A 16,291-nucleotide genomic window follows, 5' to 3' on the forward strand; every position below is an offset into this window, starting at 1 on the left:
CCAGCAGCCTTTCAGCGGAAAACGATACGTCTTGTATGCCGTTTCGTTACCTTTGCGGCAAACTCTAAATGACATGAATATGGAAATAGTATCTATCGAGAAAAAGACTTTCGAGATGATGGTGGCGGCATTCGGCGCACTCTCGGAGAAGGTCGCCGCCCTGAGGCGCAAAAGCGACACGGGGCGCATGGAAAGATGGCTCACGGGCGAGGAGGTCTGCGGGCAGTTGAGAATAAGCCCGCGCACGTTGCAGACGCTGCGTGACAGGCGGCTTATCGGCTACTCGCAGATAAACCGCAGGTTCTATTACAAGCCAGAGGAGGTGAAGCGGCTGATACCGCTTGTCGGCACGCTCTATCCGCACGGCAGATGATTTGATTTATTCACCCACTGAATCCGAAGTTATGATGAACGAGAACAACGATGTTTTTACGATGGAAGACGAGCCGATAGCCTCTGTGGTGCAGGATATGCGCAAAGGCTCGAAATGGCTGTCCGCATTTCTGGAAAGCTACCGTCCTCCGCTGGACGGGGAACGTTACCTGACGGACGGCGAGGTGTCGGAACTGCTCCGTGTGAGCCGGCGCACCTTGCAGGAATACCGCAACAACCGCGTGTTGCCCTTCATACTTTTGGGAGGGAAGGTGCTTTACCCGGAAACGGGGCTGCGCGGGGTACTGGAAGCGAACTACCGCAAGCCGCTGGAGTGAGGCGGTTTCATGAAAAAGTAAACGGGTGACACCTTTTGTGGTGCTACCCGTTTACTTGTCTTATGGGGTATGTGCAATCAGCAATACCCGGCTTTTCCGTTCTGTATGAACATCACGTATGTCTGCCGTTTCTCTTGTGAGAGTGCCTTTCCCACCAGCCATGTGCGGAACAGGTGGGTGTTGTAGGTATTCACCCTGAAAGCGACCGGGATGATGATTTCAAGGGCGTACACGTCCGCGTGCAGCCCGTTTTCAAGCTGCATGTAGCGGCACACCTCGTAGTCGTTCAGCACGTCCGACTTGCGGACGGCTCTGATGGCGGCGTTCACTGCCGGGACGGTCGTATGGAACAATCCGGCTATTTCGGTGGCGGTCATCCACACGTCGTTACCGGTTACGCTGACTGCCTTGTCCTCGATGATGATTGTGTCACGTTTCATGGCTTTTCTTTTTAGATGGTGCAACCTGCAAATTCCTCGACGCCGTTCAATCTTGCGGCAAGGTTCTCCATGTCCTGATTGAGCTTCTCTTTGGTTATCTTTGCGTAAATCTGCGTCGTCTTTATGCTCTTGTGTCCGAGCATGGAGCTGACCGTTTCGATGGGAACACCGTTGGAGAGGAATATCGTCGTGGCTGCCGTGTGGCGGCTCTGATGCCACGTGATATGCTTGGTGATGCCGCAACGCTTGGCGACGGCACGGATACCGGCAAGGCACGTGTTATAATGCGGAACGGGAAATATCCTGCCGTCCCCGCACAGTCCCCGGTATTTGCCGATTATGCGGTTGGCGATGTCGAGCAGGCGGATGTTGGACACCACGCCCGTTTTCTGGCGGTTGATGTTTATCCACTCGTGTTCGTCGAAGTAGGTGCGGATATTCTCTTCCGTAAGGTTGCGCATATCCGCGAACGACAGCCCCGTGAAGGCGCAGAACAGGTAGAGGTCGCGGTACAATTCCTGTTTGGCGTTTTTCAGTTTCCCCTCCATCAGCAGGCGGATCTCATCTTTGGTCAGGAAACTGCGTGTTGTTTCCTCCTTCTTGATTTCATACTCGCGGAACGGGTCGCGCGTCAGCCACTCGTTGTTGATGGCGATGAATACCATCGTCCGTAACGGGCAGACGTACAGCCACACGGTATTGGTGCAGCAGTGCTTGTCCGTGCGCAGGAACATCTCGAAGTCGGAGATGAAAGCCGGGGTAAGCTCTTTTAGGGCGATGTCCTTCACATGGTAGCGGATGTCGAGGAACTCTTGCATGTGCTTGTAAACGGTGCGGTACTTCAGCAGCGTGCCTTTGGCTTTCATGCCTGCCTCCACCTGCTTCTCGTAGTCCTCGTTGTGCTGGCGGAACACCTGCATCAGCGTGTGGTAGCGGTGTTCCAGTCCGAGAAAGGCGTTCTTCACCTTCTCCGCCGTGACGAAGTTGTCACGCTCCATGATTTCCTGATAATGCCTGTTGATGCGTACCCGCATCTTGTCAAGCATACGGTTCGTTTCGAGTGCCGCCGTGCTTCTGCCCGTGACACGTCCACCTTTGGTGTCCCACAGTTTCGGATCGACAGTCAGTTTGCAGCTGAACTGTGTCTGGCTGCCGTCCACCGTGATGCGTCCCATGACGGGAACTGTCCCGTCCTTTTTCACTACCTGACGCTTGAGGTAGTAGATTACTGAAAATGTACTCTTCATTGTCCTTAATTTTTGGGTTTCAAAATTAGTTGGTGAAGAGTCCGGTGTTGGTACGCAAAACGGGGAGGAACGGCGCAATCTTTTTCCGTAACCTGATTTTTCGCATGAGTTATGGATAACTCACTATTCCTTAGAGCCTTGTTTCGCTATTCGTACCCGTTTGTCGCATTTTCGGGCATGGTTACGAACAAGTAACGTAGCGGCGTCAGGATTTGGCTTCGGCAGGGATTGTAATGGCTTCACGGATTATCGCCACTTCAACCAAAACCCTTGTAACTCAATTCTATCACTATATCTTTCCGCATTTCACTTTTTTGTAGTAACTTTGCACATAGAAAATTAGCATAACTCGCAGACGAAAAACCTGCAAGCATCAGACAATATTTCTTAGATGACAATACAATCATGACGGAAAGAATTAGGATTAAAGACATTGCAAAGAGATCAGGAGTGTCAGTTGGCACTGTAGACCGCGTGCTTCACAATCGTCCTAACGTATCAGAGCCAGCGCGAAAGAAAGTAGAAAAGGCCCTTGCTGAAATGAATTATCAACCCAATATGTATGCAAGTGCATTGGCTTATAATAAATCTTATACGTTTTTTCTTTTCATTCCGAAGCATGAAGAGGAAACTTATTGGCAGGAAATTGAGGAAGGTGCCGCGAAGGCTATGGAGTCAAGACGAGACTTTCACATAGATGTTAAGTTCATTTATTATGAGCGTTTCAACGACGATTCATTCAGAACAAAAAGCAAAGAATGCCTGCAACAGAAACCAGATGGCGTTGTAGTGGTGCCAGCTGAGTTCGAAATTACACGTGAATTCACTGAAACCTTGCATGAAAATAATATTCCTTTCATCCTATTGGATTCGTATATGCCTGAGCTTAAGCCCCTATCTTTTTATGGACAAGACTCACTTAGCAGTGGTTTCTTTGCCGCAAAGATACTCATGATGAAGGCTTTTGACAATCAAGAAATCATGTTAATGAAGCAAATGAAGAACGGACATGTTTCCAGTACGCAACAAGTGAACCGGGAAGTAGGGTTCCGTAACTATATGAAAACATTTTTTCCAGATGTCAAAATCATCGAGGTCAACCTGCCACGTGAAAGTAGTAAGGAAGAATATGCTAATATATTGGAAGACTATTTCACGACACATCCTAATACACATCACTGCATAACGTTGAATTCAAAGGCACATATTGTAGGAGAGTTTCTTTTGAAAACACATCGCAATAACATTCAAATTATGGGCTATGATATGGTTGCTAAGAACGCAGAATGCATCAAAAAAGGAAGTATTTCATTTCTCATTGCGCAACATGCATACCAACAAGGTTACTCATGTGTAGACGCTTTGTTCAGAACTATTGTGCTAAAGAAAAAGGTACAACCCGTGAATTATATGCCAATAGAACTGATAATGAAGGAAAATATCGATTTCTATAGACGAACACAACTATAAAACAATCTAACAAACTACTATTTACATGAAACAAACTGCTTATTTACAAATCAACAAAAACGATAATGTCGTGGTTTGCCTCCGTGCAATGCTTGTTGGCGAAGAGATTAAAACATCACATGGCATTATTCATGTGCTCAGGGAGACTCCTGCTGGTCATAAGATTCTTCTTCATGACACAAATCAAAATGAGCCTATCATCAAATATGGATATCCTATTGGGCACGCGAAAGAACCCCTCAAAGCAGGAGAATGGGTCAATGAAAAAAACATTAAAACCAATCTTTCTGGTACACTTGAATATGAGTATCAACCAAGAATAATGCCTCTTGAGATAGAACATGAAGACAGACATTTCAAAGGTTTTCTACGTAGAAATGGAGAAGTTGGCATTCGAAATGAGATATGGATTGTACCAACTGTAGGTTGCGTTAATGGCATTGCAGAGCGCTTAGCAAGGCAACTTGAAAAAGAAACCCAATTAAAAGGAATTGACGGAATACATGCTTGGCATCATAATTATGGCTGTTCTCAGTTAGGAGATGACCACGAAAACACACGTAAAGTGCTTCGAGATATCTGCCAACACCCCAATGCCGGTGGCGTGTTAGTTATTTCGTTAGGATGTGAAAACAATCAACCAGAAGATTTCATGAAGCTTCTTGGTGACTATGATACAGAAAGAATACGACTCCTAATAACGCAACAAGTTGAGGGAGATGAAGTAGAAGCCGGCATGAACATTTTAAGAAAACTGTATCATAAGGCTGCACAAGATCAGCGGGAAGAGGTTAGTGTGGATAAACTCCGTATCGGATTGAAGTGTGGAGGCAGTGATGGTTTCAGCGGAATAACAGCAAACCCTCTCGTAGGAGCATTCTCTGACTGGCTAATTGCACAAGGAGGAACAACAGTATTGACTGAAGTTCCAGAAATGTTTGGTGCAGAAACAATTTTAATGAATCGTTGTTTGACTCCACAACTATTTCAAAAGACAGTGAAAATGATTAACGATTTCAAGACATACTTCCTTGAACATGGTGAGCCTGTGGGTGAAAATCCATCACCAGGCAATAAAGCTGGTGGGATTTCTACACTCGAAGATAAGGCCTTAGGCTGTACACAAAAAGGTGGACATGCACCAGTTTGCGGCGTACTTTCGTATGGAGAACGAATTGAAGTTAATGGATTAAATCTGCTTTCTGCGCCAGGAAATGATCTTGTTGCAGCCACAGCACTGGCAGCTTCGGGTTGCCAGATGGTGTTATTCACAACAGGCCGTGGTACACCTTTTGGTACATTTGTCCCCACAATGAAGATAAGTACGAACTCACAGCTCTATCAAACTAAACCGAACTGGATTGATTTTAACGCAGGAGAACTTGTAGAGGGCACCGAGATGCAGACACTTCGTAATAAGTTTATCGACAAAATACTTGCTGTTGCCAATGGAGAAAAGGTGCAAAATGAGGTCAACGGCTATCAAGAAATTGCCATTTTCAAGAATGGAGTAACATTATAATACAAGACATTGAATACAAAAAAGGGATTATTAGCATTATCGCCATTGTTTGTTTTGATTGCATTCATCTTGATGTTTACAATCTATTCAGTCGACAAGAGTAAGAATGAACCAAATCTTTCGCTCTCTGTTGCTTTCATGTTATCAAGTATTTATGCTATCATTATATCGGGAGGACTTCCCATAAAGAAAAGGATTGATACCTTTAGTCGTGGGGCCGGCGCAAGCAATCTTATGCTTATGCTTTGGATTTACGTATTAGCGGGAGCATTTGCTGCATCAGCTAAAAGCATGGGAGCTATTGATGCGACTGTCAACTTCACATTACATTATCTACCAAGTGGAATGCTTCTGCCTGGTCTTTTCCTTGCTGCCTGCTTTATATCAATATCAATTGGTACGAGTGTTGGTACAGTTGTAGCTCTTGTTCCGATAGCCGTTGGCGTGGCACATTCAACAGATTACAATGTAGCTATGATGACAGCAGTCATCGTTGGCGGTTCATACTTTGGCGATAATCTATCATTTATCTCTGACACTACAGTCGTTGCAACGCAAACTCAAGGCTGTTTAATGAAAGATAAGTTTCATGTTAACGCATTGATTGTAGCTCCTGCCGCCATCATTATTCTCATTATATATTTCTTTTTGGGTGAGCATGTCAGCAAACCGACAACAATTCCTCCTGTAGAATATATCAAAATCCTTCCCTATTTACTTGTGTTGATTGCAGCAATTGCAGGAATGAATGTCATGGCTGTATTGACATTAGGATTATTTCTCTGTGGTATCATTGGAATAGCAATGGGAGATTATAACGTATATGGATGGTTTGCAGCGATGGGAGACGGCGTACTTGGCATGGGAGAACTTGTGATTATTGCGATGATGGCAGGTGGAATGCTCGAAATAATCCGTGAAAACGGCGGTATAGATTATGTCATTGAGAAGATTACTCGCAAAGTAAATGGCAAGCGAGGTGCCGAACTTGCTATTGCAACTTTAGTTTCATTTGTCAACGTTTGCACTGCAAACAACACAGTAGCAATATTGACTGTGGGGGCGATTGCAAAGAAAATAGGAGATAAATATGGTGTAGATAATCGGAAAGCCGCAAGTATTTTGGATACATTTTCTTGCTGTGTACAAGGTCTAATCCCTTATGGTGTTCAAATGTTACTGGCAGCTGGCTTGTCAGGAGTAAGCCCAATACATATTCTTTCCTATCTATACTACCCGATGGCTATAGGTGTTGTCGCGCTAATGTCCATCATCTTTCGATATCCAAAGAGGTTTTCTTAATTCAAATGTCATTCATTATGAATATTATTCAACGCAATCTTTTCACAAAACTTAGGATAGATAACTTCCAAACTAAAGAGCAATTAGAGCCCATGTCGAGGTTCAAGCTGAAGAAACTCATGGTGCTTATGAAAAACATTGCAGACATGCCAGCGGGCGAAGTGACCCTATCCAACCCCCTGTTGAACAAGAGATTGAAGAAGATTCAGAAAGAAGAAGCAACAGCAACTCAGGTTTCTAAAGAAACCATCTACCTCTTACGAATCATCATAGCAAATGTAAATGCAACGATGAATCATGGGATTCCCGTTCGTGGTATTATCCAATTGGGTCAATATCTGCGTTCCCGTGGAGAGAAAGTTGACTTTATGAAGTTAGAACGTTGGCTTTCAAAGCTTCATGTTTCGCGCCTTGCACAGTTGCAAGGTAATATCCTTATAGACCTCCTTGGCTTTGAAAAGGCGGAGCTACCTTTTGTAAAACAGCCTGAGAAAGAAGCGATTTCACTAACTCTTCGGTCTATAACAAACATAGAACATGACACAGAAGAGTGGCACTTTAGACAAGGAAACAGCGTTTTTGTACATAACAATCAAAAGTTGCTTAGACGCAATTTGCGACGCAGTATGCGTTATATAGACTACGCACCCATAGAAACAACCAGTAATTTTCTATTGAATTTCTCACGTAGTTTGTCTGAAATCGAGGAATAAGCAAAATAAAATTAATTTATTTTGCCATTCTATGTATTTGCTGTAATTTTGCAAATATGAGGTTCAAGAATTTATATTTAATCGTCTTTTTCATTTTCTTCACACCCACACTCCTAAATGCTCAGGAATATGTTCAGTGCGAAGATACGTGTAGTCACGTGCATGGCATCGACTTAAGTCATTATCAAGGGGATGTCTTTTGGGAGACTGTAGGAGAAAACTCTAAGATGGCCTATGTCTATTTGAAGGCATCTGAAGGAGGAGATCGTATTGATACAAAGTATGAACGCAATATAGAGTTGGCGCATAAATATGGACTTAAGGTTGGTTCTTACCATTTCTTTCGTCCTAAAACAGATTTAAACAAGCAACTACTCAACTTTATGACTCAATGTCGTCCAGGCGAACAAGACCTTATTCCGATGATAGATATCGAAACAAAAAGCGGACTTGACACTGAGGAATTCTGCGATTCTTTGTTCAAATTCATACATTTGGTGGAGAAAGCTTATAACCAAAAGCCCCTACTCTATACCTTTGTGAACTTCTATAACAATTATCTTTTAGGAAAGATTGATGGATATAAACTGATGATTGCACAATATACACGACGCATTCCCGAACTGGCTGACCAACGTGACTTTACAATGTGGCAATACACGGGTAAGGGAAGAATCAATGGAGTCAACGGATTTGTTGACAAAAGTAGGTTTATGGACAAACACAGTCTTCGCGAAATTCGATTTAAACACTGATATTAATTAAAATAAACAAACACTATGGCTATTATAAAATGTCCTGAATGTGGAAATCCTGTGAGTGACAAGGCACCCTATTGCCCTAAATGTGGCATCGAGATTGCAGGCAAAATAAAATCTCAAACCATGACACCTCCCCCTGTTCCCCCCGCTGAAAAGCCTTCTAATTCACAATCACCGAAAGATGAAAATAAAAAGAATGGTACGAGAAATGTACTCATTGTTTGTCTTGTTATCGCGTTAATCGCATGTGGATTAGCCTTATATTTTTATCACGATGCACAATCAAGTAAAGAGCAAAGTGAATATGAATATGCTATGAAATCAACAGACCCAGCTGTATTACAAGCCTACCTTGATACGTTTACTGACGCCCCTGAAGCTCATATTGATAGCATTCAAGCTCATTTATTGATGCTACAACAAGGAGATAAAGACTGGTCTAATGCTTTGGTTAGTAACTCAAAATCAGCTTTTGAGGCCTATATTGCAAATCATCCAGACTCTCCTCACAAGGCAGAAGCAGAGCATAAGATAGACTCTATTGATTGGGCTACAGTGTCAACTACAAACACAGTAGACGCTTATAACACCTATCTTCAAGATCATCCCAACGGAGAACATGTTGATGAAGCAAAAGATGGAATCAAACAAGTCAATGCAAAGACAGTACAACCAGAGGAAAAACAAATGATTAGCAGTTTGTTCCGCCAATTCTTCCAAAGTGTAAACACACGTGATGAGATTGTACTTACTAACACATGTGAAAGTCTTATGACTTCATTCTTAGGCAAACCAGACGCTACAAAGAGTGATGTTGTGACCTTCCTTGATAAGATTTGGAAGGACGATATCACCAATATGACTTGGCGTATCAATAATGATTATACAATCAGTAAAAAAGAAGTTGGAGATGATGACTACGAATATACCGTACAATTCTCTGCTGTTCAGTCGAAAACTACGGAAGAATCATCGAAACCAACAAATACTCTTTTCCGTATAAATGCAAAGGTTAGTCCTAACGATAAAATCAGTTCATTTAGCATGGTTAAGATTATTGAATAACAGGTTATAACTAACAGTCTGACAATATTTTATTTATTACAAAGTAAACTGCATCAAATCATTGAATGATTTGATGCAGTTTGTTTTATGAATCCATAGGAATTAATCAGTCATTCCTATCTTATCATTTTCTTGGTTATATTCTTTCATTTTATGTTTCAGTTTCTATTAAATTGCCTATTTCGAAAAATAGTTGTCTAATTATTACGATTTCATTTGCATATTTTATATAAATTGCGTAATTTTGAAGCTAAACTTTATTATTTAACAATATATGATTGACAAAAGAAATCACGTCGTTATTATGGCAGGAGGAGTCGGAAGTCGCTTTTGGCCGATGAGTACAACCGAATGCCCAAAGCAATTTATTGACGTATTGGGCGTTGGTCGATCCCTTCTTCAGCTTACATATGATAGATTTCGGGACATTTGTTTGCCGGAGAATATATGGATTGTAACGAACAAAAAGTATTTAGACATTTGCTGCGAACAACTGCCTAATATACCCATTGAAAACATATTGTTAGAACCATGCCGTCGAAACACTGCTCCATGTATAGCATATGTCAGCTGGAAAATAAAGTCAAAAGATCCAAAAGCCAATGTCGTTATATCACCAAGTGACGCTATTGTCACAGACACGGCAGAGTTTCAACGTATCATTTGCGCATGTCTGAAGTTCACAGGTGAGACAGATGCTATTGTTACCTTAGGCATAAAACCGAATAGACCCGAAACGGGTTATGGATATATTCAAGCCGATTTATCAGTTTCTTCCCCTCGAAATAAAGGCATATTTCGTGTTGATTCATTCCGTGAAAAGCCAGATATTACAACAGCAAAGAAATATATTCAGCAAAACAATTACTTTTGGAATGCAGGCATATTTATATGGAATGTAAGTACAATAGTGAATGCTTTTAGAGTATATCAGCCGGCAATTTCAAAGGTGTTTGAAGGCATGGAACATATTTATGGAAGCTTAGAAGAGCAACAAATGATTGATGAACGTTATCCAGAATGCGAGAATATATCAGTAGACTACGCTATTATGGAGAAGGCAGAAGAAATCTTTGTGTGCCCAGCAGACTTCGGATGGAGTGACCTTGGAACTTGGGGTAGCTTGTTAGACAAAAGTAAAAAAGACTTCTATGGCAATGCCCTAATTGGTAACGACATCACTCTATATGATTCACATGATTGCATTGTTCACACAATGAAGGAAAAGCAAGTTGTTATTCAAGGCCTCGATGGATATATTGTTGCAGAGAATAACGACAGATTATTAATATGTAAACTCTCTGAAGAGCAACGAATCAAGCAGTTTTTTGATAAAAAATAATAATAAAATGGATAAGAAAGTAGCACTTATTACAGGTATAACAGGTCAAGATGGGTCTTATTTGGCCGAATTATTGTTAGAAAAAGGATACGAAGTTCATGGTACAATTCGTCGTTCATCCGTAGACTATCGTGAACGAATTGCCCATCTTGAAGGGAAAGCTCATTTTCATTTGCACTATGCAGACTTAGGAGACTCCATGAGTATCCTTGGGGTTATTGGGAAAATTCGTCCAACAGAAATTTATAATCTCGCTGCACAAAGTCATGTTCAAGTTAGCTTTGATTCACCCGAATTTACCGCAGATATAGATGCTGTAGGTGTATTGCGTGTGTTAGAAGCAGTACGTCAGCTTGGACTTACAGACACTTGCCGAATCTATCAGGCCAGTACCTCTGAACTTTATGGTAAGGTTGAAGAGGTTCCTCAGAATGAAAACACTCCATTTCATCCCTATAGTCCCTATGCAGTTGCTAAGCAATATGGTTACTGGATTGTAAGAGAATATCGTGAAGCTTATAACATGTTCTGTTGTTCAGGAATTCTTTTTAACCACGAAAGTGAACGACGTGGTGAGACGTTTGTCACGAGAAAGATTACCTTAGCAGCTGCACGCATTAAGCAAGGAAAGCAAGAAAAGCTCTTCTTGGGTAACCTAAGTTCACTTCGTGACTGGGGATATGCAAAAGATTATGTTAAGTGTATGTGGCTCATTTTACAGCATGACAAACCTGAAGACTTTGTTATTGCAACAGGAGTTCAACATAGTGTGAGAGAGTTTTGCTATTACGCATTCAAACGTGTGGGTATAGAGTTAGAGTTTAAAGGTGAGGGGCTTGAAGAAAAAGGCATAGATAAAGCTACTGGTAAAATACTCATTGAAGTTAGTCCCGATTTCTATCGACCAACAGATGTTGTCAATCTATGGGGAGATCCAACAAAAGCTAAAGCAGAACTTGGTTGGAATCCAGAAAATACAAGTTTTGAAACATTAGTAAATATCATGGTTGATAGCGATATGGCAAAAGTCGCTTCTGAAGGTGCAGCAGAGAAAGTGAGAACAAATCTCGCTGAATATTTAGAAAAAGGCATTGTAAAATAAAGATATTTAGATTATGTAAATAAGACAAAGAAGGCGTAAGTTCTCGTAAAGAACATACGCCTTCTTCTTTTAATTCATCATGAATTTGAAATTCAAAACATTTTCTTCACTAACATAAATCAAAGATAATGCAATATATTTCAGTGGAGATTTTTCTGTAAACCTTATAAATCTTCACACTCTTTTAGCCACAAAGAATTAGACGCATCACTTGGCATGCGCCAGTCTCCGCGTGGACTTAAGCTGACACTTCCCACTTTCGGTCCATCAGGGAGGCAACTACGTTTGAATTGTTGACTAAAGAATCGGCGGAAAAATATTGTTAACCATTTCTTTATACACTTGACATCATATTGCCCTGCAAAAGCCTTTTCTGCTAAAATAAATATTTTCTTTGGCCGAAAACCATATCGAAGGAAATAATATAAAAAGAAATCATGAAGTTCATAAGGCCCAACTAAATCTTCAGTCTTTTGAGATATACTATCGTTTTGAGTTGCAGGCAAGAGTTCAGGACTAATTGGTGTATTAACAATATCAATAAGTATTGATGCTATATCTGGGGACATTGTTGTTGCCACAAATCTCATCAGATGCTGAATCAATGTCTTTGGAACACTAGCATTAACTCCATACATACTCATATGGTCACCGTTGTATGTAGCCCAGCCTAAAGCTAACTCTGAAAGATCACCTGTTCCTATAACAAAACCACCAACTTGATTACTCAAATCCATAAGAATTTGCGTACGTTCGCGTGCTTGCCCATTCTCATATGTTATGTCATGAACAGACATATCATGACCTATATCTTCGAAATGTTGGGTAACGCTCTTCGCAATAGATATCTCACGAATAGATATATTAAGTTTTTCCATCAGATGGATAGCATTCTGATAGGTGCGATCTGTAGTCCCAAAACCAGGCATTGTAACCCCAATTATCCCTTTACGGTCTAACTTTAATTTATCGAAAGTGCGTACACAAACTAATAATGCCAATGTAGAATCGAGACCACCACTAACTCCTAATACCACATGTTTACACCCTGTATGAATTAGACGCTTAGCCAATCCCATGACTTGTATATTGAAAACTTCCTCACATGAATCTGCTAAATCATCTTCTTCTGGAATAAATGGACATGGACTAATAGTACGATCTATATGAAATGGCTTCTTTTGTTCAATAGCATAACACAGTTCCTCATTAGGGTTCAACATTCCTGCACGTTGTGCATTTACAAAAGTTGTATTATTACGTCGCTCTGCACGAAGTCTTTCTACATCAATTTGAGTAACAACAAGCTGGGAATCAACCGAGAAACGCTCACCCTCTACCAATAAAGTACCATTTTCATAGATTAAAGCATTACCACCATAAACAACATCTTGAGTGCTTTCACCAAAGCCACAACTACTATACACATAGCCACTAATCATGCGTGCACTCTGCTGCGCTAACAAACTCTTTAGATATTTATGTTTTCCGAGTAGTTCATCAGTAGCAGAGAGATTCAAAATTAAATCTGCACCAGATAAGGCCAAATGGTTACTTGGTGGAATCGGAGCCCATACATCTTCACAGATTTCAACACCAAACTTAACTCCTTGTGAAGTCAAGAATAGTTTTGATTCAGCAGAAATTGTAAGTGTATGACCAGCATAACTGATTATCGTTGGTCGTAAATCTTGAGACGAGGCAAACCATCGTTTTTCATAAAACTCATTATAATTAGGAAGATAAGTCTTAGGAATAATCCCAAGAATATGCCCTTTCTGAATGATAACTGCACAGTTTAACAAGAGATTACCAACTACAATTGGAGCGCCAACAACAACTATAATATCTAACTGTTGTGTAAATATAAGCAGCGATTGTATAGCTTCTTCCGTTGAGTTTAATAGCAAATCCTGTCGAAAAAGGTCCTGACATGTATAACTTGTTATTGCTAATTCAGGGAAAACAATAATTTCTACGCCTTGATTTTCTGCTTTAGAAACTAACTTTTCTATTTGTTGCGTGTTATAATTTACATCGCCAACCTTTACAGAAGGTATAGCACTTGCAACTTTAATAAATCCGTAATCCATATTTATTTGATTGTTACTTGTGTAGCTCCATAACCATATTCTTGGAACGAAGCATCTTGATAACTACATCTTTTATATCGATAATGCAATTTATTTACTATCGCATTACGCAATACCCCTTCTCCTTTTCCATGAATAAATATGATTTTCTTTCCTTTCTTTCCCTTAAAACGATCGATAGTTTCACGAAATATCTTTAATTGGTAATTCAGAATATCTAAAGAAGACATACCGGTGATTGAATCCAAAAGCGATTCTGCATGAAGATCAATAACAGAAATATCTTCATTATTATGGTGCTCGTGATGCATGAAAACACCTTCTTTCTTCTGCAAATCATGACCTAAATTCTGAGAAGTTCTATGGTTTGTGTTCATCGATAGCCGTTGGTTAACAGAAGAAAACATTTCTTCCTCTATCTTTTTTGAATCAACTATCAATGGTTTTATTGGGATATCATGTTCTACAATGGGATACAATAGAGCTTGTGTATCAAAGAAATCATTATCCGAAAAACTATGAAGTTTATAAAATTTCACAGGATCAAGACGAAATTTCACATCAATGCTTGGCTTCAGAACAAAAGACTTATCACGTTTGTATGCAAACAATTGAATTGCAATTTGAGACAAATCATTGAGCACATCTCGTCCAAATTCTCCTAAAAGTATTTTAGTGTTAGGTGCAACTTCACCTTGATATCGAAGCTCCCAAGTATTACCTTCAGCAACTAAATAACTATATTGAATATGATAATTGCAATCATTCACAAAATAAACCTCAAATGCAGAAGAAGTAAATTGTTTTATATTCGTTGGAATAAAAGCAAGATAAGTATTTAAAAGATCACCCCCTTGGCGCTCTTCCGTAGGAGTTTTGAATGTAATCTCTTTTTCGTCATCTATTTTATCAAAACGAAATTCATCATCAAATGAAAAAGACATATCATCCTGTCCTTCTTTCATCTTTGATTTTATACTCCGATTATCTTGATTTAATTCTATTTCTGATTCTCCATTTTTTGATTTGATTGTAGGCATTGTAAACTTTGTCGAAGAATAATCTTCGCTACTTATAACAACAACCTCATTCTTTGGGAAGGGTATTTGGAACCCATCTTCATCTTCAACAAGAACGATATTATTTTTTTGGAAGCCTATAATTTTACCTCCACCTGTTTCACTTAAGAAACGAACTTTATCTCCTATCTTCATATCTACGTTGATTCTACTTTGAATTATAATAAAAAACCTGATTATGGAATAAGTAACGAACTATCACCATAACTAAGAAATCGGAAATCATGAGTTAAAGCATAATCATAAATACATTTCCAATCCCCGTTAACAAAAGCACTTACGAGAAGCAACAAGGTACTTTGAGGCTGATGGAAATTTGTAATTAGCATCTTTACAATTTTATATTTATAGCCTGGAGCAATAATAATTTGAGTGCTTCCATGCAATACTTTTACATCAGATTTGTCTAACCAGTCTATAATGTTTTGAAGTGAGCGTTCTGCTGTAATATCTTTAACCAAACCTCCATCATGTGATTGCTCATAAGGTTCCCACTGATTAACATGAAGTTCATCTTCAGATGCATCTGGATTTTGCTCTAATTTTACACCTATATAATATAAGCTCTCTAAAGTTCTCACACTTGTTGTACCTACAGCGATTGCATTACAACCATATTTCAACAAGTTAATTAAAGTATGTCTATGAACAACAATATACTCAGTATGCATTTCATGCTGATCTATTTCCTCACTTTTCACAGGTTTAAATGTACCAGCACCAACATGAAGTGTTAGTTCTTCACGCTCAATGCCATGCTCATCAATCGCATGCAAGACTTCATTTGTAAAATGAAGCCCTGCGGTTGGAGCAGCAACACTTCCCTTTATCTTACTATATACTGTTTGATAAGTTTTCTTGTCACTATCTTGTGTTTCTCTATTTAAATAAGGCGGAATAGGCAATTCTCCTACGACTTCAAGAATTTCTGCAAAGTTAACGTTATCGTTATCCCAATCGAAATCGACCCAATAGTTTGTTCCTGTTGAACTTTGATTCGTCTTTTCCTTATGTAATGATGCAGAAAGTGTCTGTGACTTACCTGCTATTACGAAATAACGCTTTAGACTTCCTTCTTTCCACTTCTTAAGATTACCAACCATGCAGAGCCAAGAACAATGACCTTTTGTTTGAAACATCAGCTCGTAGTCTGAAGGAGAAGCAGGTTCCATTAAAAATATTTCAATTAAAGCTCCTGTTTCTTTCCGAAAATGTATACGTGCCTGAATTACTTTCGTATTATTAAATACCATTAAGCTTTGCTTTGGAAGATAGTTGGGAAGATTATAAAATAGATCTTCAGAAATATCCCCATGCTTATAAATTAACAATTTACTATGATCTCGATTAGCTAAAGGGAACTTCGCTATACGTTCTTCTGGAAGATTATAATCATAATCATTTATTTTAATATGTCTTGTATCCATTTCAAATTTATTTAATAA

The 16,291-nt window shown here is 39.8% G+C and carries 15 protein-coding genes; 10 read left to right on the plus strand and 5 right to left on the minus strand.

From position 1 onward, the window contains the following. The first annotated feature begins 73 nt into the window (after window positions 1-73). Both HMPREF9420_RS01430 and HMPREF9420_RS01435 read left to right on the plus strand, forming a co-directional pair. A complete protein-coding gene (locus HMPREF9420_RS01430) occupies window positions 74-373 on the plus strand; it encodes a helix-turn-helix domain-containing protein (RefSeq protein WP_004291426.1) in 300 nt (99 codons plus the stop codon). A 31-nt stretch (window positions 374-404) separates the two neighbouring features. Beyond that, complete coding sequence (locus HMPREF9420_RS01435) at window positions 405-710, plus strand: helix-turn-helix domain-containing protein (RefSeq protein WP_004291424.1); 306 nt, start codon at window positions 405-407, stop codon at window positions 708-710. A 77-nt stretch (window positions 711-787) separates the two neighbouring features. Here the strand turns inward: HMPREF9420_RS01435 and HMPREF9420_RS01440 are convergent, their stop codons facing one another. Further along, window positions 788-1,150, minus strand: a complete 363-nt coding sequence (locus HMPREF9420_RS01440; RefSeq protein ID WP_004291423.1) for a hypothetical protein — start codon at window positions 1,148-1,150, stop codon at window positions 788-790. Between the two features lie 11 nt (window positions 1,151-1,161). Further along, window positions 1,162-2,397, minus strand: a complete 1,236-nt coding sequence (locus tag HMPREF9420_RS01445; protein ID WP_004291422.1) for a site-specific integrase — start codon at window positions 2,395-2,397, stop codon at window positions 1,162-1,164. Between the two features lie 405 nt (window positions 2,398-2,802). Between HMPREF9420_RS01445 and HMPREF9420_RS01450 the strand changes: the two genes are divergently transcribed. The 8 genes from HMPREF9420_RS01450 to gmd all read left to right on the plus strand — a co-directional run bounded on the left by HMPREF9420_RS01450 (window position 2,803) and on the right by gmd (window position 11,674). Continuing rightward, the gene (locus HMPREF9420_RS01450) at window positions 2,803-3,867 is read left to right on the plus strand and encodes a substrate-binding domain-containing protein (protein ID WP_007133605.1); all 1,065 of its coding nucleotides are present in this window, start codon (window positions 2,803-2,805) and stop codon (window positions 3,865-3,867) included. Window positions 3,868-3,892: 25 nt separating this feature from the next. Further along, window positions 3,893-5,389 carry a UxaA family hydrolase gene (locus HMPREF9420_RS01455; protein ID WP_007133606.1) on the plus strand — a complete coding sequence of 499 codons (1,497 nt, stop codon included), beginning with the start codon at window positions 3,893-3,895 and terminating at the stop codon, window positions 5,387-5,389. A 9-nt stretch (window positions 5,390-5,398) separates the two neighbouring features. Continuing rightward, entirely contained in the window at window positions 5,399-6,691 is a 1,293-nt protein-coding gene (locus HMPREF9420_RS01460) for a Na+/H+ antiporter NhaC family protein (RefSeq protein ID WP_044078667.1), read from the plus strand. Window positions 6,692-6,708: 17 nt separating this feature from the next. Further along, window positions 6,709-7,404 (plus strand): hypothetical protein, encoded by a 696-nt coding sequence (locus tag HMPREF9420_RS01465; RefSeq protein ID WP_007133608.1) that lies wholly within the window; start codon window positions 6,709-6,711, stop codon window positions 7,402-7,404. A gap of 56 nt (window positions 7,405-7,460) precedes the next feature. Further along, the gene (locus HMPREF9420_RS01470; RefSeq protein WP_007133609.1) at window positions 7,461-8,159 is read left to right on the plus strand and encodes a glycoside hydrolase family 25 protein; all 699 of its coding nucleotides are present in this window, start codon (window positions 7,461-7,463) and stop codon (window positions 8,157-8,159) included. A 24-nt stretch (window positions 8,160-8,183) separates the two neighbouring features. Beyond that, entirely contained in the window at window positions 8,184-9,230 is a 1,047-nt protein-coding gene (locus HMPREF9420_RS01475) for a zinc-ribbon domain-containing protein (RefSeq protein WP_007133610.1), read from the plus strand. Between the two features lie 274 nt (window positions 9,231-9,504). Further along, entirely contained in the window at window positions 9,505-10,572 is a 1,068-nt protein-coding gene (locus HMPREF9420_RS01480; RefSeq protein ID WP_007133611.1) for a mannose-1-phosphate guanylyltransferase, read from the plus strand. 7 nt (window positions 10,573-10,579) lie between these two features. Continuing rightward, on the plus strand, window positions 10,580-11,674 hold the full coding sequence (gmd, locus tag HMPREF9420_RS01485) for a GDP-mannose 4,6-dehydratase (protein WP_044078668.1): 1,095 nt from the start codon (window positions 10,580-10,582) through the stop codon (window positions 11,672-11,674). A 164-nt stretch (window positions 11,675-11,838) separates the two neighbouring features. Here gmd and HMPREF9420_RS01490 read toward each other — a convergent pair whose 3' ends face one another. The 3 genes from HMPREF9420_RS01490 to HMPREF9420_RS01500 are packed head-to-tail and all read right to left on the minus strand — an operon-like array spanning window position 11,839 to window position 16,273. Next, entirely contained in the window at window positions 11,839-13,767 is a 1,929-nt protein-coding gene (locus HMPREF9420_RS01490; protein WP_007133613.1) for an NAD(+) synthase, read from the minus strand. Between the two features lie 2 nt (window positions 13,768-13,769). Continuing rightward, the gene (locus HMPREF9420_RS01495) at window positions 13,770-14,981 is read right to left on the minus strand and encodes a DUF2027 domain-containing protein (protein ID WP_007133614.1); all 1,212 of its coding nucleotides are present in this window, start codon (window positions 14,979-14,981) and stop codon (window positions 13,770-13,772) included. A gap of 41 nt (window positions 14,982-15,022) precedes the next feature. Next, entirely contained in the window at window positions 15,023-16,273 is a 1,251-nt protein-coding gene (locus HMPREF9420_RS01500; protein WP_044078671.1) for an S-adenosylmethionine:tRNA ribosyltransferase-isomerase, read from the minus strand. Window positions 16,274-16,291 lie beyond the last annotated feature (18 nt).

Source organism: Segatella salivae DSM 15606 (genome assembly GCF_000185845.1).
Lineage (GTDB): Bacteria > Bacteroidota > Bacteroidia > Bacteroidales > Bacteroidaceae > Prevotella > Prevotella salivae.